We start from the raw sequence: 26,609 nt of genomic DNA, 5'->3' as shown, positions 1-26,609 counted from the left end.
TTCGCGACGCCGCCGCGTTAGGGCTTTGCTACCTTGACGCGGCGCGCGAACGCGCTCAGTTAGGTCTCAGAACTTACACACCAACCGACAGGGGGCCCAAATGGCTTTTGAACTTCCACCACTTCCCTACGCCCATGACGCATTGGCCGATAACGGCATGTCCAAGGAAACCCTGGAATACCACCACGACCTGCACCACAACGCCTATGTCACCAACGGCAACAAGGCGATTGAGGGCACCGAGTGGGAGGGCAAGTCGCTCGAAGAGATCGTCAAAGGCACCTATGACGCCTCGGCCGTGGCACAGAACGGGATTTTCAACAACATCTCGCAACTGTGGAACCACAACCAGTTCTGGGAAATGATGGGGCCGGGCAAATCCTCCATGCCGTCCGAGCTGGAAGCCGCGCTGAAAGACAGCTTCGGGTCGGTTGATGAATTCAAATCGCAATTCTCTGCCGCCGGCGCGGGCCAGTTCGGGTCCGGCTGGGCCTGGTTGGTGAAAAACGCAGACGGCTCTTTGGCGGTGACCAAGACCGAGAATGGCGTCAACCCGCTGTGCTTCGACCAAACCGCACTTTTGGGCTGCGACGTGTGGGAGCACAGCTACTACATCGACTTCCGCAACGCGCGGCCGAAATACCTGACCAATTTCCTGGACAACCTGGTGAATTGGGAAAACGTCGCATCCCGTATGTGAACTGAAGTTATCCACAAGAAATCTGAACGGCTCGGGTGCTCCCGGGCCGTTTTCGTTTTGACAGGGTGAAATCCTTCCTCCAAATTTAAAGGTATTATTGTACGCGGCTTTGTCGCAATTTTAGCTTTGGGGGAAGCAATGAGAAATTTGGTACTAGGCTGTGTCTCAGCAGCCGTTTTGTTGTCTGGCTGCACATTTGTGAAAGATGAACGTGGATATCCTGGTGGATTCTCGGGTCGCATTGCCGACAACAAGATAATCCAGACGCGAAACCACGAACAGCGCATTGCGAGATACGCTTACTCACTTGCCCTTGTCGCCCCGCTTGTCGCAGAGACTGCACAAACTCCAAGTGAGGCGCAGGCCTCTGCGAACGCTATCAATGCGGTGTATGCAAAGTTGAAGCAGCTTGAAATGCTTCGGAAGAACTGCCCTCTACTGGTCGGCGAGGTTGAGGATACAACCGGTGCGATCTTCTCTTCAAATTCATGCAGTCTCGTTGGAGCAGGAGATGATGCAAGTACGGACTTGGGCAGTGCGTTTGCATTTGAGTCGAATGCTTTTGAGGTGGATCGGACCATGGTGCGTCTTGCGAAGACGGCTGCCGACAACATTGGGGTTCGCGGTTCGCTTAGCAGAGCTAAGAACCTCACGGTGATCGATTTGGCAAAATCCATTTACCGCGCGCGCAAGGTTGTGCCGATTGCGCTGAAGTACTTCGCAACTTATCGCGATGTCTCCCTCATTGTCGGTGATGCGATTGCTTCGACATGCACGGGGAACTGCGACAATGTCATTAACGATTTTCGTAGAGTTTTGTCAGATCGGTCGGATATTGCGGATGCTCGAAATGCATCGCGCCCGATCTCTAAGATATTTGCCGGAGCCAAGACGCTGGCAAGCAATGGCGTAGGATGGAGATTTAGTCCTCGCCACTACCGGGCCCTTGTTCATCACGTCGACCGTGCATGCGAACAACTCTATTACAGACAGCTGGTCACGGGGTCTGGCATAGCTCCAGTCCGCTGTAGCAGTGTCGATAATGGCGGCAGCGATGACCGAAACGAATTTCTGAGTACTTTCGTCAAAAGCGGTTAGCATTTTCTGGCGACATTGTGATTGGTCTGGAGGCGGCACCTCTGCCAGACGTCGATTTGGATATTTCTAACCAAATGGAGACACCATGCGCGCGCTTCTGAGTTTCGTTTTGATCGTGTGGGGGATGGCCGCGCAGGCGGAGATCGCACCGCGGGACGGTTGGGTCGTGATGCCCACCACCAAACCATATGCGCAGTTGGTCGATGACGTGAAATCGGCCGTGAAAGCCAACAAGATGGGTGTCGTGACCCAAGCCGGGCCAACGGGGGCCGCCAAGAACCGGGGGATTATCATTCCGGGCAACCGCGTCATCGGCGTCTTCAACAACAGGTTTGCCGTGCGCATTCTTGGCCTGTCGACTGCGGCGATGATTGAGGCGCCCATTCGCCTTTACGTGACCGAGAATGAAGACGGCACGGCCAGCTTGTCCTACAAAACGCCGTCTACCGTGTTTGCGCCCTATATGGCCGAGGCGGATGCCGATCTTGGCGTGGCGGCCGACGAACTGGACGCGATTTTCCTGTCGATTGCCAAGGCGGCTGTGCAATAACGCCAGCAATGGGCTGAGAAGGACATTTCCATGACCAAAGAGATGCGCGCCGCCGATCTGGTGGCCCACCGCCTGTATGAGGCGGGCTGCCGCCACGCCTTCGGCATGCCGGGCGGCGAGGTGCTGACCATTATCGACGCGTTGGAGCAGGCGGGGATCGAGTTTGTTCTGTGCAAACATGAAAACGCCGCCGGCTTCATGGCCGAAGGCGCGCATCACGTGACCGGCGCGCCGGGCATTCTGGTGGCCACTGTGGGGCCGGGCGCGATGAACGGGGTCAACGTGGTGGCCAACGCGCATCAGGACCGGGTGCCGTTGATTGTGCTGACCGGGTGCGTCGATGCGGATGAGGCGCTGACCTATACTCACCAAGTGCTGGACCACCGCGCCGTGTTTGACGAGATCACCAAGGCGACGTTTACGCTGACCGCTCAAGGCGCGGATATCATCGCCGACAAGGCAGTCGGCATTGCGCGCGAGGGCCGCGAGGGCCCGGTGCATATCGATGTGCCGATTTCCGTGGCGGATGAGAATGTCTCCCCACAGCTGCGGCGCAGACCGCCTGCCTCTGTCACCGCGCCGATTGGGCCGGATCTGCAATTGGCGCAAGACTGGCTGGGGGCCGCTGAACGGCCCGTCATCATTGCGGGCCTCGATGTGCTGAAAGACGGCAGCGCGCCTGTCCTGCAGGCCTTTGCCGAGGCGCGCGGCATCCCTGTTGTGACCAGCTACAAGGCCAAGGGTGTCTTGCCGGAAACCCATGAGCTGTCCCTGGGCGGCGCGGGGCTTTCCCCGTTGGCCGACAAGCACTTACTGCCCTTTGTTCAATCGGCAGATCTGATCCTTTGCGTGGGCTACGACCCCATTGAGATGCGCCCCGGGTGGCGGGAAATCTGGGACCCGTCCCAGACCCGCGTCATCGACATCGCGGCGGTGCCGAATGACCATTACATGCATCAGGCGACGTTGAATTTTGTCGCTGACACCGGCGCCACGCTGGTGGCGTTGGACGCGGCGCATACGCCTGTCACTTGGGATGGCGGCGAGGTTGCCGCGCTGAAATCGGCGCTGAACGCGGCCTTCCCGCTTGACGATGTCTGGGGGCCGGGGGCCGTGATTGATGTGTGCAACCGGATGTTGCCAGATGACGCGATTGCCACGGCGGATTCAGGCGCGCACCGCATTTTGCTCAGCCAGATGTGGACCTGCCACCACCCCAAGGGGCTGCTGCAATCCTCGGCTTTGTGCACCATGGGCTGCGCAGTCCCTCTGGCGATGGGGGCGAAATATGCTGACCCGTCGCGCACCGTCGTCAGCTTTTCGGGCGATGCCGGGTTCCTGATGGTGGCAGGCGAGCTTAGCACCGCCGCCGAGCACGGGCACAACACCATCTTTGTCGTTTTCGTGGATGCCTCGCTGGCGCTGATCGAGCTGAAACAGCGCGGTCGCCAAATGGCCAATCGCGGCGTGGATTTCGGGCGGCATGATTTCGCGGCCATTGGCGAGGCGTTTGGCGGGCATGGCCACACCGTCACCAACCGCGCCGAGCTGGAAGCCGCGTTGACGGCGGCGCAACAAGCCGACACATTCACCGTGATTGCGGCGGTCATCGACCGCCAGGGCTATGACGGACGTATCTAGATGATCCCCAAAGGCGCGTTGGATGGGCTGACCATCCTTGATCTGTCCCGCATTCTTGCGGGACCCACCTGCACCCAGCTTCTGGGTGATCTGGGCGCGGAGGTGATCAAGATCGAGAACCCAAAATCCGGCGGCGATGACACGCGCGGATGGGGCCCTCCGTTTGTGAATGGCGTGGATGGGGAGAAGACCGACCTCAGCGCCTATTTCATGTGCGCCAACCGCAACAAGCTGTCCGTCTCCATCGACATCGCGACGGAAGAGGGGCAGCAAACCGTCAAAGCTCTGGCGGCGACGGCGGATGTGGTGATCGAGAATTTCAAGCCGGACGGGCTGGTGAAATACGGGCTGGACCATGCCTCGATGCTGAAAGAGCACCCGCATCTGATCTATTGCTCCATTTCCGGCTTCGGGCAGACCGGGCCGAACCGCGAAAAGCCGGGCTACGACCTGATGGCGCAGGGCTATGGCGGGATCATGTCGCTGACGGGGGAGCCGGAGGGTCATCCCATGAAGGTCGCCGTCGGCATCGCCGACGTGGTCTGCGGGCTCTATTCCACCATTGGCATTCTGGCGGCACTCAGGCACCGCGACCAGACGGGGGAGGGGCAGCATATTGACGTCGCTTTGGTCGACACGCAGGTCAGCTGGCTGATCAACGAAGGCGTGGCACATCTGACCACCGGCAAGCCGCGCCCGCGCCGGGGCAACGAGCATGCAACAATCGTGCCCTACCAGACCTTCAAGACCAGCGACGGGCATGTGCTGGTCGCCGTTGGCAATGACAGCCAATACGCGCGGTTCTGCGACTATCTGGGCCGGCCTGATCTGGCCGAGGGCGAGAACGCGGTGAATGCCAACCGCGTCACCAACCGCGCGGCGTTGATCGCCGAGTATGAGGCGGAGCTGGCCAAACGCACCATGGCCGACGTGATCGCCGGGCTAGAGGCGCGCAAAGTGCCGGTTGGACCGGTGAATACGTTGGAGCAGGTTTTCACGTCCGAGCAGGTCGCGGCCCGCAACATGAAGATCGAAATGGCCCGCGACGATGTAGAAGGCGGCCACGTTAAGCTGATCGGCAACCCGCTGAACCTGTCGAAAACGCCCGTCACCTACCGCCACGCCCCGCCGCGCTTTGGCCAAGACACGGACGAGGTGTTGGGCAAGCTGGACAAGGGCTGATGGGCTTGGTCCATGGCGGCTGCCTTTGCGGCAAACTACGCTTTGTGGCCTCCGGTCAGCCAGACAGAGTTGGCATTTGCCATTGCATGGACTGCCGCAAACATCACGGTGCTCCGTTCTACGCAGCGGCGATATACCCCGAAGAGGCTGTGACCATTGAGGGCGAAGCGGGCGCATATCAAGGGCGACACTTTTGCCCGACCTGCGGGTCATCTGTCTTTGCACGCAGTGGAGCCGAGATCGAGCTGTATCTTGGTGCGTTGGACAAGCCCAACCAATTCACGCCCGAATACGAATGCTGGACCGTGCGGCGGGAAGCCTGGTTGCGTGAATTCGCCGGTGTGACTGGCTATCAACATGACCGCGACGGTGAGGAGTAGGACCGCTCTGGTCTGGACAATGGCAGGCGGTCACATCAAACTGACCACGATTTCTCGTTTCGGCTGCCTTCGGTAGATGCCCCCTGCGCATGCGTGGGGGCAATGCATTGACGCTGACCAAATGGAATTTCCAGACATGAAACACCCAACCATTCGCGCCGCCGTGGCGGAAGACCAACCCGCCTTGATGGGCATCGCTGAGGCCTGCGGGCTGTTTGATGCAGATGAGCTTGAGGACTTCACGCAGATGACCGCCGGGCATTTTGCCGACCCGCCACAAGACCACCATTGGCTGATCACCGAGACAGAGGATACAGCAATCGGGGCCGCTTACGTAACGCCGGAAGCATTGGCCGATGGCGTATGGAACCTATGGTTCATCGGCCTCATGCCGGCGGCGCAGGGCAAAGGGCAGGGCAGCGCGCTGTTAGCCCATGTCGAGGCATTGGCCACATCCTCCTCAGCCAGATTGTTGCTGATTGAGACGGCCAGCGGGGAGGATTTTGCGAACACGCGTGGCTTCTATTTAGCTCGTGGCTACAACCAAGAGGCGTTGATCCGGGATTACTACGCCAACGGCGTGGATAAGGTGGTCTTTCGCAAGGCGCTCTAGCGTTTGGGCCCGGCTGGGGCGAAACTTCAGTCGGGCTCAACCCCGTCCACGACATGCACCCCGGTGATGTACCCGCCATCCGAAAACCGGATGCCCAGCGACATGTGGCAGGATTGGGCGATATGCGATTTCAGCACGTCTTGCAGGTCAGACAGCAGCGATTGGATGAAGGCGGCGTCGCGATGCGCTTTGGGCAGCATGCACACCTCAAGCAAAACATGGGTATGGTGGACGTGGTCGCAGGGGTAAGCGCGGCCTTTGCAGGCGCCTGACCCGCTGTCCTTGGCTTGTATCGTCTCTTCAACCTTGCGCAGCAGGTCGGGGGCGTCGAATATCAGGTCGGAGGAATATTTCAGCTCGGCATGGGGCATAAAGTGGCCTTTCGGGGCGGTGACGCAATGTTAAAGGTGACAGCGGCGCGATCTTTGTTACGTTGACGTCAGAGTAGTATCGTATCCGCAACGCGCTGTAGTCTCATGCATTTTCCCCGTCTCCACGCCCGCGTCCACCCCGAAATTGCCGTCAAGTTCGCGTTGTTCCCCTATCTGCTGGCCCAGGGGGCCTGGTTGCGGCAAACGGCTCTGGTCTTGCCCGAGCCGCCCGGCGCGCGCACCGGATTTGCGGGCAAAGGCGCGCCGTTGCGCATGCTGGTGCTTGGTGACAGCTCTGCCGCCGGTGTGGGGACCGAGCACCTCGATCAGGCCCTGCCGGGGCAGCTGCGCGACCTGCTGGCGCCGCATTACGAAATTCACTGGCATCTGGAGGCCAAAACCGGCCGCACCACGCGCCAGATGTTCAAACGCCTGGTCAAGATGGAGCCGGAGCCCTTCGACATCGCCGTCACCGCCTTGGGGGTGAACGACATCACCAAACGGGCGTCGCGCGAAAACTGGCTGGAAGACACCGAATTGATGCTGGACCTGCTGGAGACCAAATTCGGGGTGCGCCAAACCTATGTGTCAGGCATCCCGCGCATCGGGGATTTCCCGCTGCTGCCGCCCACATTGCGCTGGATACTCGGCAAGCAGGGGCTGCGCTATGACGCGGGTCTGTCTGACATGGTCCAACGGCGCGACAACACATTCCATATCCCCGCCGATTTGCCGCTCGACGGGCTGATGTCCAAAGACGGGTTCCACCCCGGGCCGGTGGTCTACGCGGAATGGGCCAAGCGGCTGGCCGACCAGATATTGCACAATTTCCCGGCAGCACCGCCTGCTGAGGTGCAGGTGGTCAAAAACTGAGACCCGACCGGCGGGGAATTGCCTGTTTGCACGCCGTTTCTCATGTTCTTGTTCACTGTTTGCCCGCTTACCCTCACATGTCCGTTATTGAGGCCTCACAGACGTTTACCGGACGCGGTGCGCATAGGTATTCACTCGTAGCGGCTTCAGTCGCGGCACAGCAGAATCGGAAGACACATGTATCAGGACGTATTTGGGCAGGACACCAGCCTCAAAACCCGCGCAGCAGGCGAGAGCTGGGATCAGACGCTTAAGGCGTTCATGGCGCATGGGGCGGCGACACCGACCCATCTTGTGGCCACATTGGAGGCAGAGCCGGACTTCGCGCTGGGCTACGCCGTCAAAGGCATGTTCTATCTGCTGCTCGGCCGCTCCGAGCTGGTCCAAACCGCGCGTGAGGCGCTGGGGCTGGCAGAGGCGTCCGCAATGGCTTCGCCCGTGACCGCGCGGGAGCAATCCTTCATCTCTGCGCTGAAAGCCTTCCTGAACGGCAAACCCTCCGTGGCGGTCGACCATCTGGAAGACGTGTTGAAGGTTCACCCCGGCGACACATTGGCGATGAAGCTGAGCCACGCGATCCGTTTTGTCCTCGGCGACGGCGTCGGCATGCGCAAATCCATCGAAAACGTCATGTCCGCCTATGGCCCCGATCACGCGGGTCGCGGCTACCTGATGGGGTGCCACGCCTTCACGCTGGAGGAAACCGGCGAATATGGCCGCGCCGAAACGGTGGGCCGCATGGGGCTGGCGATTTCCCCCGATGACGCGTGGGGGCTGCACGCCGTGGCCCACGTTTATGACATGACGGCCAATGCCAGAGGCGGGGTCGACTGGCTCACAGGCCGCGAACAGGCCTGGGCGCATTGCAACAACTTCCGCTATCATGTCTGGTGGCACAAGGCGCTGATGCATCTTGATCTGGGGGAGGCGGACACGGTTCTGGCCCTCTATGACACCGAGATCCGTCAGGACAAGACGGATGATTACCGTGATATTTCTAACGCCACTTCGCTTCTGTCGCGGCTGGAACTCGACGGTTTCGACGTGGGAGACCGCTGGGAAGAGCTGGCAGAGCTATCGGCGAACCGCACTGAGGACGGCCAGCTGATTTTTGCCGACCTGCACTACCTGCTGGCCCTGATCGGCGGGGAGCGTAAAGACGCGATCGCCCAGATGATGGGTCGGATGCACCGCGATGCGAAAGCCAAGTCGCGCGAAATGGATGCGATGATGGAAACGCCGGGTCTGTCTGCGGCAGCCGGGCTTGAGGCCTTTGGCGAAAGCGACTTCAAAACCGCCTTCCTGAACCTCGCCCGCGCGCGGCGTACCATGCAACTGGCCGGCGGGTCCCACGCGCAGCGCGACGTGTTTGAGCGCTTGACGATTGACGCCGGCATTCGCGCTGGTTTCCTGGATGAGGCCGAGGGGTTCTTGCTGGAGCGCACCGCCAAACGGGCTGGCAAAGAAGACGGCTACGCCGCTGCCCGGATGAATTTGATTGCTGAAGGCCGCGACGCTGCGGGTTGCGCGGACCGCGTGCCTGCTGAATAAGCGGCACATCAGTAAGCTGCCGAGATGACCATGGCCGTCACAGATAACACCTATTCAGCCGCCCCCGTGGCGGCGAACGCGTCGGGCACATCCGGCGTGACCACGCGCGACCCGCGTCTCGATTTCTATCGCGGCATTGCGATGTTCATTATCCTGTTCGCACATACGCCCGGCAACTTCTTCACCTCGTGGATTCCGGCGCGGTGGGGCTTCTCGGATGCCACCGAGATATTTGTGTTCTGCTCCGGCATGGCCTCCGCCATTGCCTTTGGCCGCACCTTTGACCGCGCCGGTTGGGCGTTGGGCACCTCGCGTGTGGCCTACCGTGTCTGGCAGGTCTACTGGGCCCATATCGGCATGTTCTTCTTCATCGCCATGATGCTGGCCTTCTGGGACAGCTTCGGCATTTTCGAGAAGAAATACATCGGCACGCTGAACCTTGTGCCGTTTTTCGAGGGCGTCACCCGCGCAGGGGAGGTCGTGTCGACCACCGCCGACCAATTGGTTGGTATCTTCACGCTGACCTATGTGCCGAACTATTTCGACATCCTGCCGATGTATATGGTCATCCTCGTAATGATGCCGGCGGTCATGGCGCTGAGCCGGGTGAACATCTACCTGATGTTTGCGGTGATCGCCGTGGTCTGGCTTTTCGCGCAGGAGGGCGTGCTGGCGTGGTTCGGGGCGGATGCCTCGGCCATCAACTTCCCGGCAGAGCCGTGGTCCAAGCGCGAATGGTTCTTCAACCCGTTCGGCTGGCAGCTGGTCTTTTTCACCGGCTTTGCCTTCATGCGTGGCTGGATTCCGGCGCCGCCCGTCAAGATGTGGCTGATCATCCTTGCCGCCGTCATCGTCATCGCCAATATCCCGCTGTCCAATATCGGGGTGCGCGCGGTCAACCGCGAATGGTTCGGGCTGGTCTTCGACGGCAATCCGGTCATTGAAAGCCGCGTCGCGCTGAAGCCGCTGATCTCCAAATCCGACTTTGGGCTGCTGCGCTACGTGCACTTCCTGTCGGTCGCCTATCTGGCATGGGTCGCGGCGGGCGTCGGCGGGCACCGCCTGATCGCCAAAGGGGCAGGCGGCTTGTCCAAAGCATGGGACTGGATCGTCACCATCATTATGAAGGTGGGCCAGCAGTCCTTGGCCGTGTTCGTCTTCTCCATGGTCTTCGCCCGGGTGCTGGGTTTTGCCTATGACCAGCTGGAACGCTCCACCTTGAAAGTGACCATCGGCAATCTGATCGGCTGTGCTATGTTGGTCCTCGTGGCCTATTTCGTGGCCTACATCAAAAAGCAACCTTGGAGGGCGAAGCCCAAATGAGCCTGTCGCGCCGCGCCTTTCTGACGATGCTCGGGGCCGCCGCCATGGCGGGGCAGGCGGATGCGTTGCCGGTGTTCAAGGGCAAGCCGCAGCCGTTCAGCCGGGCGTGGCTGAAGGACAAGGCGCGGGAGATGGCGTCGGTGCCATATGCGCCCATGAAGGAGGTTCCGCAGGCTTGGCGCGACCTCAGCTATGACCAATACAAATCGCTGTGGTTCAACACCAAAAAGGCGCTGTGGTCCGACACCAAACGCCCGTTCCAGATGGATTTCTTCCACCCCGGCCTGTACTTCCCCCGCGCGGTGGAAATCAACGTGGTCGAGGGTGGCATCGCCAAGACGCTCGGGTTTGACCTGACGCTCTTTGACAAAACCGACCGGTTTCCCATGGACCTGCCGGTCGATGACACGATGGGCTATTCCGGCTTCCGCCTACGGGCCGAGCTGAAAACGCCGGGTATTTTCGAAGAGTTTCTGGTCTTCCAGGGCGCCTCCTACTTCCGCGCGATTGGCACGGGGCAAAACTACGGGTTGTCAGCACGTGGATTGGCGCTGAACACAGGCGACAGTGCTGGCGAAGAATTCCCCGAATTCACCCATTTCTACGTCGAAGCTGCCGACCCCGGCGAGCGGATGACCAAGGTGCATGCGCTCTTGAACAGCCCCTCTGTCACCGGGGCCTATACGTTCGAAATCACCCCGGGTCTGCCTGCGCAAATGAAGGTGGAAGCGACGCTCTTCCCGCGCGAAGACCTGCCGCATGTGGGCATCGCGCCGCTGACGTCTATGTTCCTGTTCGACCAGACCAACCGCGCCAAGTTCGACGACTTCCGCTCTGCCGTGCATGACAGCGAGGGGCTGATGGTGTGGAATGGGGCAGGGGAATTGCTGTGGCGTCCGCTCGCCAACCCGCGCGAGCTGGAAATCTCCAGCTTCGTTGATGACGGGCCACGCGGCTTTGGCTTGATGCAACGCGCCCGCGATGTGGAAGACTTCGCCGACCTTGAGGCGTTTTACCACAACCGACCCTCACTTTGGATCAAGCCCAGCGAGGATTGGGGCAAGGGCGCGGTGACGCTGGTCGAAATCCCGTCCGACAAGGAAATCTACGACAATATCGTGGCCTATTGGCGGCCGCGCGAGCCGATGGCTGCGGGCAGCGAGCAAAGTTTCAGCTACGTCATGGAATGGGGCGGGGAGCCGCCGCGCCCACGCGACGTCGCTCAAGTGCTCAACACGCGCATCGGCAAGGGCTACGACAAGAAAGTGCCCTACCAGATCGTGACGGTGGATTTTGAGGACCACCCCGATTTCGGCACCGATAAAGAGCTGGACGACATTACCCGCTTCATTTCCTCCAACCGCGGCACGGTCTCAGACGGCGTGTTGCAGCGCAATCCGGGAACCGGCGGGCTGCGCTTGGCGTTTAAGTTTGACCCGGGCGAGGCCACGGGGGCGGAGCTAAGGGTGCAACTGGTCAAAGACGGCACGTCGCTGACCGAAGTCTGGCTCTACAGGTGGACGGCATGACCCGGCTCATGCCGCCAGAGCAGCCGCTTGCCCACCCCAAGCAAGATTTGGGCCGCAAATATCATGACGGGCAGGCCCCTGATCTGGCCACGACCAAGGGTACCGGTATCTGGCGTTTGGCGACCTTCCTGCCCGCAATGCTGACGACTGCGGGGCTCATCGCCGTCTTTACCGATTTCTTCGCAATGGACGGGTTGACCTGGTTCGAGGGCGGTTTGATCGCTTTGATCGCAGTGACGTTCTTCTGGATTTCGTTGTCCGTCAGCACGGTAACCGTGGGCGTGTTCAACCTGATGCGCCGCCCCTCCAAAGCCGCGCAGGCGGCAGTCTCGCCGATGAAAACCGCGCTTCTGGTGCCAGTCTATAACGAGGACCCGGTGGACGTGTTCGGCAACGCCGCCGCCATGTTGGGGGCCTTGGCAGACGCCGATCATCCGCATTGCTACACGCTGTTCATCCTGTCGGACACCCGCGACGAGGCGATTGCCGAGCACGAGTTGGAGGCGTTCGCGAACCTGCAAGCCCGCATGGGCGACCGCGTCAAACTGCATTACCGCCGCCGGCCCGACAATATCGACCGCAAGGTCGGCAATCTGGCCGATTGGGTGGAGCGCTGGGGCGGCGGATACGCCGCGATGCTGGTGCTGGACGCCGACAGCCTGATGAGCGCGGAGGCGATCGTGGCCCTGACCGACGAGCTGTCTGCGGACCCGTCCGCCGGCCTGATCCAATCGGTGCCGCAGCTTTTTGGGGCGGACACGTTGTTTGGGCGGGTGCAGCAGTTCTCCAACACGATCTACGGTGCGGCCTTGGCCGAAGGCTTGGCCAAATGGGCCGACCGCGAGGGCAATTACTGGGGCCATAACGCCATCATCCGCACCGCCGCGTTCGCGGCCTCTGCTGGTATCCCGAAGCTCGACACCTTCCGGTCCAAAGGCGCGCTGATCCTCAGCCACGACTTTGTTGAGGCCGGGTTGCTGCGCCGCGCGGGCTGGGGTGTGCGCTTCGTGCCGCGTGTCAAAGGCAGCTATGAAGAGGTGCCGGCCAACCTCATTGACTACGTGCGCCGCGACCGGCGCTGGTGTCAGGGCAATCTGCAGCACCTCAATATTCTGGGCTCCAAAGGGTTCCACACCGTGACGCGGTTCCACCTGTTCCATGGCGCGATGAGCTACCTGCTGTCACCGGCATGGTTCGCGCTGCTCACCGTCTGGGCGGTGATGGGCGTGAATGCCGAAGAAAACGTGATCAGCTACTTCACCGGCAACAACCCGCAGGTGGCGTGGCCCGAGATGGGGCATGTGAACAACATCTTCATCCTGCTCTTCATGTACGGCATGCTTCTGGCTCCCAAATTCCTGGGCGCAACAGCCATTGGCCGCACCGGATTGTCGATGCGCGACCTTGGCGGGCCGGTGCAATTTGTGGTCAGCTTCGTGACCGAGATCATCACCTCGGTGCTCTACGCGCCGATCCTGATGGTGCAGCAAACCATTGCCGTGGCGCGGACCTATATCGGGTTCAAGGAAAAGTGGACCCCGCAGACGCGCAGCGGCGGCAAGTACGCGCTGCTGACCCACGTCAAATTCCACGCGGTCGAAACGCTGGTTGGCGCGGCTTTGGTCTTTGGCATGTATGAGGGGATCATCACGCTCTGGCTGGCCCCAATTGCGCTGAGCCTTGCAGGTGCGGTGCCGCTGTCGATGCTGTCAGGCGTCAAGCTGACCGACTACAAATGGGCCGCCCGCCAAATGGGCACGTCGGAAGTGTTCAACGCACCGCAGATCATCCGCAGCGCCAAGTTGGAGCGTCAACGGCTGCGGCAGGTGCTGGAAGAGGCCGACCGGATCGCGGCGGAGTAAGCGCTGTAGAGCGACGCGTTGTCATCCCCGCGAAAGCGGGGACCTCGAAGAATTAAGCGAGCACATCACAACATCGGGGTTCCCGCTTTCGCGGGAATGACACACTGAAAATCTCACTCCAGCCCTTCGAACCAATCCAGCGCCATATCGGTCCAGCCCCGCGGGATGCCATGCGCGCCTTGGTGCATCACGAATTCCAGCGCGCCCGCGTCGCAGGTGTCCCATTTACGGTGCCAAAAATCGCCTGACGTGTCGAACGTGTCCGCGCGCATGCCCGCGCAGCCATTGGTTTCGCGCCAGATTTGCATCGCGTAGAACACATCGCCTTGTTTGATGGTCGAGATGGAGCGCAACGGACGGCCCTCCAGCGGCACGGTTTTGTCCTTCCAGCCGTGGGTGTGCAGCAGCTTCACCGGGGCTTGGCAGGCGTCCATTTCGGGGTGGGGCCGCCAGAAGCTGCCAGCAACCGGCGCGTAGGCCGCCGCCAGATCGGGCGCGTCGCAGGCCATGTAGCTGACCATCGAGCCGCCGATGGAAAACCCACCCAGCAGCACCTTGTCGGGGTTCACCCCGTGCTTTTCCGCCGCGTCCGCGATCACTTCGCGGATGAAAGGTATCTCGTCACGTACCTTGGGGCGGTCGGGGTGGAAGGACCAGCCGGGGCCGAAGCGCGAATTGGGGCGTTTCAAACCGTTCGGGCCAATCACCGCGTAGCCGCGATCCAAGGCGGCTTTCATCCTGAGCGCACCTTTGCCGTTGCCCCCTGCGCCGTGCAAAAACAGCAGGGCAGGCGGGTTTTCGACGCCGTCTGGCAGGACAATGTGGTACTCGCCCATGTCAGTTTTGCAGGTCTCCTCAGAGCCCGCACAGCCGGCATGGGCCGCGCCGCCAAGACCGGCCGCGATAGCGGCGCTCGCAAGGATGTGCTTCATCTCAGGGGGCCTTGTTCAGCGGCAACCCGCGGTTGATCCAGCCGGGGCCTTTGGAGTTGCCCAGCATCCCTTCGGGCACGTCGATCACATTGGTAAAGCCCGCTTCGATCAGCTTGTTATTCTCCCGTGCCGAACGCACGCCGCGTGCACATATCAGCGCCAGCGGGGCGGAGCGGTCACCAGCAACCAGCTTGTCCAGCTCGGCAATGAAATCGTCGCGCCGAAGGTCGAGCCGCACGGCATGTTCCCCCGACCCGGTCTTGGCCCATTCGTCGGGGCGACGGATATCGACCAGTGTGATAGCGCCTTCAGCGGCCAGCCGATGGGCTGTCTCAGGGTCCAGAGCTTCGGCCGCAGAGGCCTCGGTGATCAGGTCGTAGAACAGAAATTGCCCGCCTGCGGCGTAGAATACGCCAGCACCCACGGCAAGAACGCCGCCGCCGATAAAGGCGCGGCGGGTCAGTTTGGAAGCCATCAGCTGAGATCCTTGGTGTATTTTGCGACGATATCAGCCGCTTGCTGCGGCGTGACGATCGGCGGCACGAGGGTCAGAAACTTGCCCTCTGCATCCAGCAGGTAGACGAAGCTGCCATGCGCGTAGACGGGGCCGAATTCGGGGTCAACGAACACCTCCTCCTTCTCGATGGAGTAGGCGTCATAGGCCACCTGCAACTCGGCTTCCGTGCCGGTCAGGCCCACGAAATCGGGATGGTGTTCCGCCAGCTTCGGCCCCATTGTGTCCACCGTGTCGCGCACTGGGTCGACGGTGATCATCACGGGCGTGATGTCCATGCCCTGGGCATCGATTTCGTTGACTACCTCAGCCATCATCGGAAACACCGCAGAGCAGATTTCCTGACAATTGACGTAGCCGAAAAACAGTAGCTGCGGTTTGCCGTCAGGGTCGGCTTGGGTGTAGCGCTCCCCATGTTGGTTGGTCAGCGTGTATGCCCCGCCCAGATCAAAGGGCAGGGGCGTCTCAGCCACGGCGGGGGTTGCCATGGCCAGCGACAGAAGGGCCGTGCGGATCATCATGGCGGGCCTAACGGGTGATCTCATAGGCTTCTTCGGGCGAGAGGCCCTGACCCAGATGCCCGGTTGCGGCAATGATCGCATTGACGCGCGGGTCGCGGCGGAACCATGGGCCTTTGCCCTTCGCCTCAGGATACAGCTTGGCCCAGTTTTTGGACCATGTGTTGGCCTTGATCCAGTCTTCCGCACCAGCCTCCTTGAGCTTTTGCACCTGATAGATGTTGGTGGCACCTGCGATGTCTTCATCCTCGATCAGCAGCCCGTCCACATCGACCATCTTGCCGCAATAGGGGTGCAGGTCGACAGCCGCGCCTTGAAAACCAGCTTGGGTGTTCTTGTTGGGGTAAACCAGCACATTGTCGGCGGTCCGTTCCAAGCCTAGCTGACGCCCCACGGCGCATTCATTGGCGCAATCGCCTGCAACGGTGCACAGGATGTCGACCACTTTGGCCTCGAACATGGCGGGGCTTTCGGCATAGAGGTTCCATGATTTGGCGGTTGAGCCCTCAGAGAAGTCCTGCGCCGCAAGCGGGGTTGCCATCAGGGCAAACAGAAATGCGAGTTTCTTCATGATTTACCCTTTCGGCTTGGGAATGGCGAAGCCGGGCACGACCCCGTAATCTTCGTGGTTCAGTTTGGTGATGCCTTTGTCCTCGACCACCTTTTCAACCACCAGGTAGTTCAGCCCGTCACGCTTGTAGAGCATGCCGTCGGCCACGATTTCGTGGCTGGCCAGCTTCAGTTGGGTGTCGCCCGATGCGGATTGGTCGTCACCCTCGATCTTCAGGACCATGTAGACCGTGCCGTCTTCGGCCAGCAGCCCCACGGGGATGCCACCTGCCGAGCACCACAGCGCGCAGGTGTGGTGCGCCGATCCGGTCACCGCGTCGGGGCCGCCCATGACGCCCGAGAAGTAGCACCATGTGTCGATGATTTCGCCGGTGACGGTGACGCGTTCGCCTTCGGCGGCGGCGGCGGGCAGGGCGGCTGACATAGCGACCCCAGCAGCCGCCAAAGCGGTTCTGATGGACATGGGAGACTCCTGTTGGTTTGATTCTTGCGGTTAAGGTAGCAAGAATCTTAGCAAACCCGGCATCACATAATGGTTAATCAGCGCCAGAGGTCTTGCAGATCGGCCGCGATGTCTTGCGGTTTGTCCACCACGCGCATGAAGTCGAGCATCGAGGCATCGGCAAACCCCTCATCCACCACATGCTGCGTCAGCGCCACCAGCTTGTCCCAGTAGCCATCCGTGTTGAGCAGATAGATGGGTTTGTCATGCAGGCCCAATTGCCGCCAGGTGAGCACCTCGAAGAACTCATCGAGCGAGCCCGCGCCGCCGGGCAGCACCACGATGGCGTCGCAATTCATGAACATCACCTTCTTACGCTCATGCATGTTCTCGGTGATGATGAAGGAACTGAGGTCGCGCTTGCCAACCTCACGCTCAAACAGATGCACGGGGATCACCCCGAACACTTCGCCGCCTGCGGCTTGGGTGGCATTGGCAACCTCGCCCATCAGCCCCACATCGCCCGCCCCGTACACCAAGCGCCAGCCGTTTTGGGCAATCGCAGTCCCCGTCTCATGCGCTGCCGCCTTGTAGGCGGGGTTGGTGCCAAAGCGTGAACCGCAGAAAACGCAGACGGATTTGGGATGTGCGGTTGTCATTTGACGCTCCGATTGAGGGAATGTGACTTGTTTTGCCTTGTGATAGAGGGCTTGATAGGGTCGTACAAGCTGACATGCCCGCGGGTATGGGATGCCCCATGGGGGATGGGGTGGCGGGGAAAAAGGACTGAACGATGGCCAACACGCCGCGTTTTCAAGGCAAAGGGTCGACGGCACTTATTGGCGCCGGCGTTTTTGCAATTGGTGCAATCATTTACGGCACGGTGTTCATCCCGCGGGATGATGCGGAGGTGACTGAAACGCCCGTCGTCGAAGCCCCGGCTGAGACCACGGCGGAGGTCACGCCAGAGCCTCAGCTTGCAGCGCCCGAACCTGCTGTGTCCGAACCCGCTGCGTCCGAAGAGGTCGCCGCAACAGACGACACGCCAGAACCGCAAGCCGAACCAGAGCCTGTTGCCGCTGATGAGGTGGCCGAACCTGAGCAGGATGACGCACCGCAATTGGCTGAAACCGCAGAGGAGCCCGCGCCCGTACCGCTGGAAGGCCCAAAATTTGACGTTGTGCGCATCGACCCGCAGGGGGCCGCCGTCATCGCGGGCTCCGCCGCGCCGGGGGCCACGGTCACTTTGCTGGCGGATGGGGAACAGGTGGCCGAGGCGCTTGCCGACAAGAACGGCAAATACGTGGCGCTGTTTCACCTGCCAGCGTCATCTGACCCGCGCAGCTTGTCGGCCGAGATGGTCACCGCGGACGGTCAGACCGTGCCCTCCGGCGGCACGGTTTTGATAGCGCCGACCAAGCCGATTGAGGTGGTGCAAGCCGCGCCAGAGCCTGACCCGGTTCCCGAGACCGAAACGGCGGCTGTTGAAACACCAGACATCACCGAAGACGCGCCTGCAGAGGTTGAACAGACACCCGCACCCGCTGACGTGGCTGAGGCCGCGCCGCAAAACCCTGCCGCGCCGGAACCGGAAGAGACCACGCTGACCGCGGCAGAAGAAACGGAGCCAGTGTCGGCTGAAGCCGTCGAGGCCACGGCCTCGTCCGAGCCTGCACCGCAACCAGCCAGCCCCGCCATCGTGCTGGCAGATGAAAGCGGTGTGACCGTGCTGCAGCCCGCCCCCCAACCGGCAGTCCCCGCGCAGGACCCGGTTTCGGATGTGGCGCCCGAGATTGTGGCCAACCTGGTGATCGACACGATCACCTATGACACGGACGGCGATGTGGCTCTGTCCGGCCGCGGGCAGGGCACTGGCTTTGCGCGGGTTTACCTCAACGACCGGGCAATCAAGACGGTGAAGATCGAACCGGACGGCACGTGGCGCACCCCGTTGCCCGACATTGATGCGGGCGTTTACCGGCTGCGCATCGACGAGATCACCAGCGCGGGCGACGTGACCAGCCGGGTGGAAACCCCGTTCCAACGCGAGGAGCCTGAAGTCGTGGCGGAAGCTGCGCAGCGGCCCAACGCGGTAACGGTGCAGGAAGGCTTCACCCTGTGGGCCATTGCGCGGGACCGGTTTGGCGACGGCACCGAATATGTGCGGGTTTACGAGGCCAATCGCGACCTGATCCGTGATCCCGACTTGATATATCCGGGGCAGATTTTCGAGCTGCCGGAGGGTTAGGGCGCGCATGTGCGGCTCCCTGATCGGATGACGTTCTCCTAAAAAGCGCGCGCTCGGCTGGCAACTTGCCCCGACGCGCACTAACTAGGGAACTGCACACAGATTTCTGGACGAAATTCCCAATGCCCACCGAAGTTTCAGACGCCCGCCTCAACCAGGATTTGCGCAAAGACGGCTGGCGGGTTGTCAAACGCGTGATCCCTTATCTTTGGCCCGATGGCGAGGCCTGGGTGAAACGCCGTGTGGTGATCGCGCTTGGCTTCTTGCTGCTGTCCAAGGTGGTGGCCGTGCTGGCCGCGCCTTTGTTCGGGGCGGCGACCGACGCTTTGGCCGGCGAAGGGGCCGGGCCGGGATGGATGCTGGGCGCGGGCGCCGTCGGGCTGACGCTGGCTTACGGCGTGTCGCGGCTGATCAATGTAGGCTTCCAGCAGATGCGCGACGTGGTCTTCGCGCTGGTGGGGCAACGCGCGCTGCGGATGCTGGCGCTGGAGACCTTCACCCATATTCACCGCTTGTCGATGCGCTATCACATTACGCGCAAGACCGGCGGGTTGAGCCGGATCATTGAGCGCGGGGTGAAGGGCGTCGAGTTCCTGCTGCGCTTCCTGCTATTCTCCATCGGGCCGCTGATCCTTGAGCTGCTGATGATCGCCGTCATTTTGGCATTTGTGTTTGATATCTGGTACTTGGTCGTCGTTCTTGTCACGCTTGTGCTTTATACGTGGTTCACCTTCGCGGTCACCGAATGGCGCGTGAAAATGCGCAAGGAAATGAACGACCAGGACACCGACGCCAATCAGAAGGCGATCGACAGCCTGCTGAATTTCGAAACGGTCAAATATTTCGGCGCGGAGAAGCGCGAGGCGGAGCGCTATGACAGCGCGATGGAGAAATACGTCGCGGCGGCGTTGAAGACCAGCTACTCGCTGGCCTTCCTGAATTTCGGGCAATCCGTGTTGATCACCGGCGGCTTGGTGGCCGTGATGGTGATGGCGGCCATGGGGGTGCAGGATGGCACCCTGACCGTGGGCGATTTCGTCATGGTCAACGCCTACATGATCCAGATCGTGACGCCTTTGAACTTCCTTGGCACCGTGTACCGCGAGATCCGTCAGGCGTTGGTCGACATGGGCGAGATGTTTGAACTGTTGGGCCAGCCGGCCGAGGTGCAGGACAAGCTAAATGCCGACGAACTGACGGTGTCACAGGGCGAGGTTGAATTGCATGACGTCTTTTTCGGCTACGACGCGGCGCGGCCCATTTTGAAGGGCGTGTCGTTGAAGGTCAAAGCCGGTGAGACGGTTGCCATTGTGGGGCCGTCGGGCTCGGGCAAATCCACCATCGGGCGGCTGCTGTTTCGGTTCTACGATGTCAGCGGCGGCGGCCTGTCGATTGATGGGCAAGACGTGCGCGACGTGACGCAAGACAGCCTGCATGCCCAGATCGGCGTGGTGCCGCAGGACACGGTGCTGTTCAACGACACCATTCTGTACAACATCGCATATGGGCGGCCAGAGGCGTCGCGCGCCGAGATCGAACAAGCCGCACGGGACGCCAAGATCCACGACTTCATCATGGACCTGCCGGACGGGTTTGAAACCACCGTGGGGGAACGTGGGCTGAAGCTGTCGGGCGGCGAAAAGCAGCGCGTGGGCATCGCGCGCACCTTGTTGAAAAACCCGCCAATTCTGTTGCTGGACGAGGCGACTTCGGCGCTGGACACCGAGACCGAGGCCGACATTCAGGACAGCCTGCACGGGCTGGGCGCGGGGCGGACTGTGATCACGATCGCGCACCGTTTGTCGACGATTGCTCATGCGGACCAGATTGTCGTGTTGGAGAACGGGCTGATCGCGGAGCGGGGCACGCATGACGATCTGTTGTCGCGCGACGGGCGCTATGCCGCGTTGTGGCATCGTCAGCTATCTGAGGAAGAACAGGCGGCTTGAGCGGGACAATTTCTCGAGGAGAAATTGTATTCAAACTTTCGATGAAAGTTTGGCGTCAGTCATAGCGACGCAGGTAGCCCCCCAAACTTGTGAGCCCTGTTTGAAGCACCTCGGTGCTGTTGGCGAAACCAATGCGTAGGTAGCCTTCCATGTCGAACGCGCTGCCGGGCGTCAGCAACACGCCGGTCTCCTTCAGGATATCGACGGCCAACGGGTGGCTACCCATGTCCATGTCGTATTTGAGAAGGCAGATCGTGGCCGCCTTGGGCCTGACATAGGTGAGGCGCGGCTCGGCCTCGATCCATGCGTCCAGCACCTCCAGATTGCGCCGCGTCAGGTCACGGCTGCGGGTCAGCAGCTTCTCCTTGGCCTCCAGCGCCATGGTGGCGAAATACTCGTCCAATTGGCTCACGCTGATCGTGTCATAGTCGCGATGGATCATCACCTGCGCGATGACATCTTGCGGGCCGGTGATCCAGCCGACGCGCAGGCCTGCCAGCGAGAAGGCCTTGGACATGCTGGCGGTCGCGATGCCCTTTTCATAGATGTCAGCCATGGACACGGTCATCCCGTCACCGTCTTGCGCCGTGCCGCGGTAGACTTCGTCACAGAGGACATAGGCCCCGCACGTGCGAGCAAGCTCGGCAATCTGCTCCAGCATCTCGCGCGCCATCAGCGCCCCCGTCGGGTTGTTGGGGTTGTTCAGCGCAATAAGCTTGGTGTCGGGGCGGATCAGGGCTTTCAGCCCATCAAGATCGGGGAGGAAGCCGTCCTCCTCGCGCAGCTGCAGGATCGACACATCCGCGCCCTGGCTTTCAGGGATCGAGTAGTGCTGCTGGTAGGTCGGCAACACCGCGACGACATGGTCGCCCGGATGCACGAGCGTTTTATAGATCAACGCATTGGCGCCAATGGTGCCATGGGTGGTGACGACGTTTTCACGTTTTTGCGTCTCGTAAAGCGTGCAGATGGCGTCGCGCAGGCGGTCGGACCCCTCGATAGCGCCGTAGGTCATCTTCATCGACATGATGTCGGACAGCACGGTGTCATTCTTGCCGGCGAGCTGGGTCAGCTGCTCCAGTGTGACCGAGGCAACGCAGGTTTCCGCCAGATTCAGCTCGCAGTCATTCTCATACGCGTTCATCCACATTTCGACGCCGAATTCGCGGATTTTCATGGGAACGCTCCTTCAGATGAGGTCGGCGAGCAGCCTGTCGGCCTCGTCCTTGCACGGGGTCAACGCATCGCGGTCCTCGCCGGGGTAGAACCGCGCGCGGGTTGCGGTTGGCATTGGCTTGGGGTCCTTGATGTGGACCGTGATGCCGGAGGCGGCGGCCTCGTCCTGCCAAGAGCGCGCGATGCGCATCTGCGCGGCCTTGGTCATGCCATAGGTGGCGTGGAAGCGGTTGGATTGCACGGCGTCGTTGAAGAAGACGGCCTGGCCCTTGCCGGCTTTCAGCAGTGGTTCGGTGTTGACGATCAGCCGCGACGTGGCGCGGATGTTGGAGGCGATGGATTTGTCCATGTCCTTCTCATCCATATGCGCCGTGGGGCAGAGGGGGGCTGCGTGGATGGCTGCGTGAACCAGCATGTCCAACTTGCCCCAGCGGTCAAATATCGAGCGGCAGATCTGGCGCATGGCGTCGTCATTGGTCAGGTCCACCGGCACGAGGGTGGCGGAGCCGCCGGCGGATTGGATGCGGTCGTCAAGCTCCTCCAGCGCGCCGGTGGTGCGGGCAAGTGCGATGACGTGAAAGCCGTTGGCGGCGAGCCATTCGGCGCAGGCCGCCCCCAGCCCGCGCGACGCGCCGGTGACCAGCGCGGTTTTGGATGTGTCTTTGCTCATGGGCGCGGTGTCTCATTGGTGGGCGCATCTTGCAAGGGGGCATCGTGAAGACGGCGCAGCGCGGCCTCGCACATGCCGTAGTCCAGCCAGGAGCAGGACTCGCAGATCACCGCCAGATCGCCGGGTTGCACATTGGCCCGGATGCGCGATTGCGCCTCGCCCCATGTCAGCACGTCGCCCGCCGCAATGTTCAACGCCTCAGCATGGGCCGCGTCGAGACGGTCAATCTTGGCCTGCGCCGTGCAGAGCTGGTCGCGGCGTTTGGGGCAGGGGGCGCAGATATCATCAGTGGCGGGGACGACTTCGATCAACGTCCGGTCACCGCCCTCGGCGCGCAGTTTTCCCATGACAATCGCCGTCATATTGGCCGCGAAATCGGGTGAGTACCCCTTCCCCTCGAACCCGAGAGAGCACAAAAAATGGTGGGGGCGATAGCGAAAAGATGGGGCCATAGCGGTGTTTTGCACCATGTTAGCGCTATTTCAAGGCGGTTCGCTTGACATCTTATGCTGCGCTGCCGAAAACGACCCCGGACACCATGTTGAGGGAACAGATATGACTTTTATGCAAGCCGCCACCGGCGCTGACACACTTCTGAAGAAAACGCTGATGGTTGTGGGGGGCTCGATGTTCATCGCCATTGCCGCGCAATTCTCGGTGCCGTTCATCCCTGTGCCGCTGACGCTGCAGACGCTGGCCATTCTGATCGTCGGATTGTCGTTCGGGTCGCGCTTGGGCGCGTTGACCGTTGTGGCCTACCTGCTGGAAGGCGCGGCAGGCCTGCCGGTCTTTGCCAATGGTGGCAGCGCCGCGGCCTTGGTCGGCCCGACTGCGGGCTTCCTGTTCGGCTTTATCGCCTTGGCCTACATCGCGGGCTTCGTGGCAGAGCGGACAACGAACGTCTTTGCCATGATCGGTGGCGCGTTGCTGGCCTCCGTTGTGCTTTACATTCCGGGCGTGGCCTGGCCGATGGCGCTGGCTGAGATGTTCGCGATTGAGGGCAAATGGGTTGCCTCCTCCGCATCGACCATCTGGACCTACTGGGTCAGCCCGTTCCTGCTGGGCGACGCTGTGAAGGCTGTCCTGGCCGTGATGGTTGTGGCCGGCGGCATGAAGGCGCTGCGCAAGGGCTAAGCCCGCTTGGCGGGGTGAACCCCGCCCTACGATAGATTGGCGCCGTCCCGGGTTGGGGCGGCGTTTTCTTTTAGGTATTTGTGAAACAGTGATGGAGCATGCGCGCATATGCGGGTCGCGGAGTGTTTCATCCGGCCTGTTGGGTCTGCTGCTCATCTTGGGTAAAGAGGCGGCGCCGCCGAGGGAAACGCGATTGCCCGTCCGCAGGGCGGATATGCCCCACGCTTTCAGTTAAATCACCGGTGATTTGCGAAATACGAGGGTCGGTTGCCAATGCGCATTGATTTGCGCCCCATCGCCCCGTTTGCAATCACTGTTGCCGTCTGTGCTAGCGATGCGGGGTATAGCGTGCGCGGGTTAGCGAGACGTAACCCAACCGTTCGGTGCCTATAGCATTGTTGCAACAATGAGGATGGCGAAGAAGATCAGCTCCAGCAAGGGCAGGGTAAATCCGAACAGACGCATAACTTCACAAGGCCCCACACTTCACCGATGGCTGAATGTGTCGGAAATGGGGCGCGGCCTCAAGGCGCAAGCATGGAAACAGTGCGTTTCTGCGGGGTGGGATTGGTTATTCCGCCGCCTTCAGCTCGAACCCTTTGGTGATCTGGTCGGATGGGGCCACCGGGTATTCGCCGGAGAAGCAGGCGTCGCAATATTGCGGGCTGTCATTGTCGCGTTTGGCTTGGCCCACAGCGCGATACAAACCGTCCAGCGAAATGAATTTCAGGCTGTCCACGCCGAGATGGTCGCGCATCTCGTCCTCGGACATGGTGGCGGCCAAAAGCTTTTCGCGTTGCGGCGTGTCGACGCCGTAGAAACACGGCCATGCCGTTGGGGGCGACGCGATGCGGAAATGCACCTCCGCCGCGCCCGCGTCGAGGATCATTTCCTTGATCTTGCGCGAGGTGGTGCCGCGCACAACGCTGTCGTCCACCAGAATGACCCGCTTGCCCTTGATCAGCGCGCGGTTGACGTTGAGCTTGAGGCGCACGCCCATGTTGCGGATCTGCTCCGTCGGCTCGATGAAGGTGCGGCCCATGTATTGGTTGCGGATGATGCCCATGGCGTAGGGGATGCCCGATTGCAGCGAGTAGCCGATGGCCGCCGGGGTGCCTGAATCCGGCACCGGGCAGACGAGGTCCGCGTCGACCGGGTTTTCCTTGGCCAGCTCCCGGCCGATGTTTTCGCGGGTCTCATAGACCGAGCGACCGCCGAGGATTGAATCGGGGCGGGAGAAATAGACATGCTCAAAAATGCAGAAGCGCGACTTTTGCGGGCGGAAGGGGAAATGCGACTGCACGCCCTTGTCGGTGATGACGACCATCTCGCCGGGTTCGATTTCGCGCACGAATTCCGCGCCGATGATGTCCAGCGCGCAGGTTTCGGACGACAGCGCGTAGCCGTCGCCGATTTTGCCAAGGACCAGCGGGCGCACGCCCAGCGGGTCGCGCACGCCGATCAGCTTGGTGCGGGTCATGGCGACCACAGAGAACGCGCCTTCGACCTTGCGCAGCGCCTCTTCCATGCGGTCGGGGATGTTGCGGCCCATGGAGCGCGCCATCAGGTGGATGATGCATTCGCTGTCGGAGGAGGATTGGAAGATGGAGCCGCGTTCGACCAGCTCTTTGCGCAGCGCATCGGCGTTGGTGATGTTGCCGTTATGCGCGATTGCCGCGCCGCCCATGGAAAATTCACCAAAGAAGGGCTGCACGTCGCGGATCGCGGTTTGCCCTTTTGACCCGGCGGTGGAGTAGCGCACATGCCCGATGGCGAGCGGGCCGGGCAGCGTTTCCATCACCTTGTGGGACGTGAAGTTGTCGCGCACATACCCGAAGCGGCGGGCGGATTGGAATCCGGCTTCTGCGTCATGGGAGACGATGCCGCCCGCTTCTTGGCCGCGGTGCTGCAGCGCGTGCAGGCCGAGGGCCACGAAATTTGCCGCGTCGGCCACGCCGACCACGCCGAATATCCCGCATTCTTCTTTGAGTTTGTCGTCATCGAACGGCGTTTCAAGCCAGTTCTCGTCGTCTACATTGGCACTGGTAACGTCGCCCGTTGAGGCGTCTGATTGCGACATGGATGGCAGCTCCGAATCCGCGTGACAGCTTTGTGACAACAGATAGGGCAGGGACCACAGAAAGTCACCCCAGAGTTGGGTCACAATTGCACCTTCGCCCCCATATGTGGCAGGTGAGGACCATGTCGCGCGTCATTCTGTTCAACAAGCCGTTCAACTGCCTGTCCCAGTTCACCGATCAGGGGAATGAGGGCGCGGATCGGCAGACCTTGTCGGACTTTATCGTCGTGCCGGGGGTCTATGCGGCGGGGCGGCTGGACCGCGACAGCGAGGGGCTGCTGGTGCTGACCGATGATGGCAAGCTGCAGGCGCGGATCGCGGAGCCGAAGAACAAGATGGCGAAGACCTATTTTGTGCAGGTTGAAGGGGAGCCCGAAATCCGCGCGGTTCAGGCGCTGCGCAATGGCGTTGTGTTGAAGGACGGCAAGACCGCGCCCGCGCGGGTGGAGCAGGTGGAGGAGCCCGATTGGCTGTGGCCGCGCACTCCGCCGGTGCGGTTTCGCAAGACGGTGCCTGATAGCTGGTTGAAGATCACCATCACCGAAGGCCGCAACCGGCAGGTGCGGCGGATGACGGCGGCGGTTGGGCACCCCACTTTGCGCCTGATCCGGCATTCCATCGGCGAATGGTCGCTTGAGGGGCTGCAAACAGGCGATTGGCGCAGCATTTAGGCGGGGCTTTGCCGGTTTTTGGGGTGGCGGCG

Annotated in this window: 27 protein-coding genes; 16 read left to right on the top strand and 11 right to left on the bottom strand. The window is 61.4% G+C overall.

Annotated elements, in window-relative coordinates; all coding sequences use genetic code 11:
* The first annotated feature begins 100 nt into the window (after positions 1-100).
* The 7 genes from Q0899_RS05835 (at position 101) to Q0899_RS05805 (ending at position 6,164) form a co-directional block, all read left to right on the top strand.
* On the top strand, positions 101-700 hold the full coding sequence (locus Q0899_RS05835) for a superoxide dismutase (RefSeq protein WP_299191493.1): 600 nt from the start codon (positions 101-103) through the stop codon (positions 698-700).
* A gap of 138 nt (positions 701-838) precedes the next feature.
* On the top strand, positions 839-1,798 hold the full coding sequence (locus Q0899_RS05830; protein ID WP_298357031.1) for a hypothetical protein: 960 nt from the start codon (positions 839-841) through the stop codon (positions 1,796-1,798).
* An 85-nt stretch (positions 1,799-1,883) separates the two neighbouring features.
* Positions 1,884-2,348, top strand: coding sequence for a DUF302 domain-containing protein (locus Q0899_RS05825; RefSeq protein ID WP_299191491.1), 465 nt, complete (start codon positions 1,884-1,886; stop codon positions 2,346-2,348).
* A 30-nt stretch (positions 2,349-2,378) separates the two neighbouring features.
* Positions 2,379-3,989 (top strand): thiamine pyrophosphate-binding protein, encoded by a 1,611-nt coding sequence (locus Q0899_RS05820; protein WP_299191489.1) that lies wholly within the window; start codon positions 2,379-2,381, stop codon positions 3,987-3,989.
* Positions 3,990-5,171: a CoA transferase gene (locus Q0899_RS05815; RefSeq protein WP_299191487.1), complete on the top strand. Its 1,182-nt coding sequence runs from the start codon at positions 3,990-3,992 to the stop codon at positions 5,169-5,171.
* The gene (locus Q0899_RS05810; protein WP_298290311.1) at positions 5,171-5,551 is read left to right on the top strand and encodes a GFA family protein; all 381 of its coding nucleotides are present in this window, start codon (positions 5,171-5,173) and stop codon (positions 5,549-5,551) included. Before Q0899_RS05815 ends, Q0899_RS05810 begins: the two co-directional genes overlap by 1 nt.
* A gap of 136 nt (positions 5,552-5,687) precedes the next feature.
* The gene (locus Q0899_RS05805; protein WP_299191485.1) at positions 5,688-6,164 is read left to right on the top strand and encodes a GNAT family N-acetyltransferase; all 477 of its coding nucleotides are present in this window, start codon (positions 5,688-5,690) and stop codon (positions 6,162-6,164) included.
* Positions 6,165-6,190: 26 nt separating this feature from the next.
* On the opposite strand, the gene Q0899_RS05800 is transcribed toward Q0899_RS05805, so the two are convergent.
* Positions 6,191-6,535: a hypothetical protein gene (locus tag Q0899_RS05800; RefSeq protein WP_299191483.1), complete on the bottom strand. Its 345-nt coding sequence runs from the start codon at positions 6,533-6,535 to the stop codon at positions 6,191-6,193.
* 105 nt (positions 6,536-6,640) lie between these two features.
* Between Q0899_RS05800 and Q0899_RS05795 the strand changes: the two genes are divergently transcribed.
* From Q0899_RS05795 to mdoH, 5 genes are all read left to right on the top strand, one after another.
* Positions 6,641-7,408: an SGNH/GDSL hydrolase family protein gene (locus Q0899_RS05795; RefSeq protein ID WP_299191481.1), complete on the top strand. Its 768-nt coding sequence runs from the start codon at positions 6,641-6,643 to the stop codon at positions 7,406-7,408.
* Positions 7,409-7,585: 177 nt separating this feature from the next.
* A complete protein-coding gene (locus tag Q0899_RS05790; RefSeq protein ID WP_298290327.1) occupies positions 7,586-8,959 on the top strand; it encodes a tetratricopeptide repeat protein in 1,374 nt (457 codons plus the stop codon).
* Between the two features lie 30 nt (positions 8,960-8,989).
* A complete protein-coding gene (locus tag Q0899_RS05785) occupies positions 8,990-10,282 on the top strand; it encodes an OpgC family protein (protein ID WP_298357053.1) in 1,293 nt (430 codons plus the stop codon).
* Positions 10,279-11,811 carry a glucan biosynthesis protein gene (locus Q0899_RS05780; protein ID WP_299191479.1) on the top strand — a complete coding sequence of 511 codons (1,533 nt, stop codon included), beginning with the start codon at positions 10,279-10,281 and terminating at the stop codon, positions 11,809-11,811. The genes Q0899_RS05785 and Q0899_RS05780 overlap by 4 nt, the downstream gene beginning before the upstream one ends.
* On the top strand, positions 11,808-13,673 hold the full coding sequence (mdoH, locus tag Q0899_RS05775; RefSeq protein WP_299191477.1) for a glucans biosynthesis glucosyltransferase MdoH: 1,866 nt from the start codon (positions 11,808-11,810) through the stop codon (positions 13,671-13,673). Before Q0899_RS05780 ends, mdoH begins: the two co-directional genes overlap by 4 nt.
* 113 nt (positions 13,674-13,786) lie before the next feature.
* Here mdoH and Q0899_RS05770 read toward each other — a convergent pair whose 3' ends face one another.
* From Q0899_RS05770 to Q0899_RS05745, 6 genes are all read right to left on the bottom strand, one after another.
* Positions 13,787-14,605, bottom strand: a complete 819-nt coding sequence (locus tag Q0899_RS05770; protein ID WP_299191475.1) for an alpha/beta fold hydrolase — start codon at positions 14,603-14,605, stop codon at positions 13,787-13,789.
* 1 nt (position 14,606) lies between these two features.
* Positions 14,607-15,080, bottom strand: coding sequence for a rhodanese-like domain-containing protein (locus tag Q0899_RS05765; protein ID WP_298290341.1), 474 nt, complete (start codon positions 15,078-15,080; stop codon positions 14,607-14,609).
* A complete protein-coding gene (locus Q0899_RS05760) occupies positions 15,080-15,664 on the bottom strand; it encodes an SCO family protein (RefSeq protein ID WP_299191472.1) in 585 nt (194 codons plus the stop codon). The genes Q0899_RS05765 and Q0899_RS05760 overlap by 1 nt, the downstream gene beginning before the upstream one ends.
* A complete protein-coding gene (locus Q0899_RS05755) occupies positions 15,648-16,208 on the bottom strand; it encodes a hypothetical protein (protein ID WP_298357068.1) in 561 nt (186 codons plus the stop codon). Before Q0899_RS05755 ends, Q0899_RS05760 begins: the two co-directional genes overlap by 17 nt.
* 3 nt (positions 16,209-16,211) lie before the next feature.
* On the bottom strand, positions 16,212-16,670 hold the full coding sequence (locus tag Q0899_RS05750) for a hypothetical protein (RefSeq protein ID WP_298290350.1): 459 nt from the start codon (positions 16,668-16,670) through the stop codon (positions 16,212-16,214).
* A 77-nt stretch (positions 16,671-16,747) separates the two neighbouring features.
* On the bottom strand, positions 16,748-17,308 hold the full coding sequence (locus tag Q0899_RS05745; protein ID WP_298290352.1) for a TIGR00730 family Rossman fold protein: 561 nt from the start codon (positions 17,306-17,308) through the stop codon (positions 16,748-16,750).
* Positions 17,309-17,442: 134 nt separating this feature from the next.
* On the opposite strand from Q0899_RS05745, the gene Q0899_RS05740 reads away from it, so the two are divergent.
* Both Q0899_RS05740 and Q0899_RS05735 read left to right on the top strand, forming a co-directional pair.
* Positions 17,443-18,897 carry a LysM peptidoglycan-binding domain-containing protein gene (locus Q0899_RS05740; protein WP_299191470.1) on the top strand — a complete coding sequence of 485 codons (1,455 nt, stop codon included), beginning with the start codon at positions 17,443-17,445 and terminating at the stop codon, positions 18,895-18,897.
* Between the two features lie 122 nt (positions 18,898-19,019).
* The gene (locus Q0899_RS05735; protein ID WP_299191468.1) at positions 19,020-20,846 is read left to right on the top strand and encodes an ABC transporter ATP-binding protein/permease; all 1,827 of its coding nucleotides are present in this window, start codon (positions 19,020-19,022) and stop codon (positions 20,844-20,846) included.
* Between the two features lie 55 nt (positions 20,847-20,901).
* On the opposite strand, the gene Q0899_RS05730 is transcribed toward Q0899_RS05735, so the two are convergent.
* Genes Q0899_RS05730 through Q0899_RS05720 form a run of 3 tightly spaced genes read right to left on the bottom strand, consistent with a single transcriptional unit; the run spans position 20,902 to position 23,144 of the window.
* On the bottom strand, positions 20,902-22,023 hold the full coding sequence (locus Q0899_RS05730; RefSeq protein WP_298290361.1) for an aminotransferase: 1,122 nt from the start codon (positions 22,021-22,023) through the stop codon (positions 20,902-20,904).
* A 12-nt stretch (positions 22,024-22,035) separates the two neighbouring features.
* Positions 22,036-22,692, bottom strand: coding sequence for an SDR family oxidoreductase (locus Q0899_RS05725; RefSeq protein ID WP_298290364.1), 657 nt, complete (start codon positions 22,690-22,692; stop codon positions 22,036-22,038).
* Complete coding sequence (locus Q0899_RS05720; RefSeq protein WP_299191465.1) at positions 22,689-23,144, bottom strand: DUF1284 domain-containing protein; 456 nt, start codon at positions 23,142-23,144, stop codon at positions 22,689-22,691. The genes Q0899_RS05725 and Q0899_RS05720 overlap by 4 nt, the downstream gene beginning before the upstream one ends.
* Before the next feature lie 103 nt (positions 23,145-23,247).
* Here Q0899_RS05720 and Q0899_RS05715 point away from each other — a divergent pair, with 103 nt between their 5' ends.
* The gene (locus tag Q0899_RS05715; protein ID WP_298357080.1) at positions 23,248-23,826 is read left to right on the top strand and encodes a biotin transporter BioY; all 579 of its coding nucleotides are present in this window, start codon (positions 23,248-23,250) and stop codon (positions 23,824-23,826) included.
* Positions 23,827-24,397: 571 nt separating this feature from the next.
* On the opposite strand, the gene purF is transcribed toward Q0899_RS05715, so the two are convergent.
* On the bottom strand, positions 24,398-25,990 hold the full coding sequence (gene purF / locus Q0899_RS05710; RefSeq protein WP_298290377.1) for an amidophosphoribosyltransferase: 1,593 nt from the start codon (positions 25,988-25,990) through the stop codon (positions 24,398-24,400).
* Positions 25,991-26,028: 38 nt separating this feature from the next.
* Here purF and Q0899_RS05705 point away from each other — a divergent pair, with 38 nt between their 5' ends.
* Positions 26,029-26,577, top strand: coding sequence for a pseudouridine synthase (locus tag Q0899_RS05705; protein ID WP_299191462.1), 549 nt, complete (start codon positions 26,029-26,031; stop codon positions 26,575-26,577).
* Positions 26,578-26,609 lie beyond the last annotated feature (32 nt).

Source organism: uncultured Litoreibacter sp. (genome assembly GCF_947501785.1).
Lineage (GTDB): Bacteria > Pseudomonadota > Alphaproteobacteria > Rhodobacterales > Rhodobacteraceae > Litoreibacter.
This window is presented reverse-complemented; position numbering and strand designations above follow the sequence as displayed.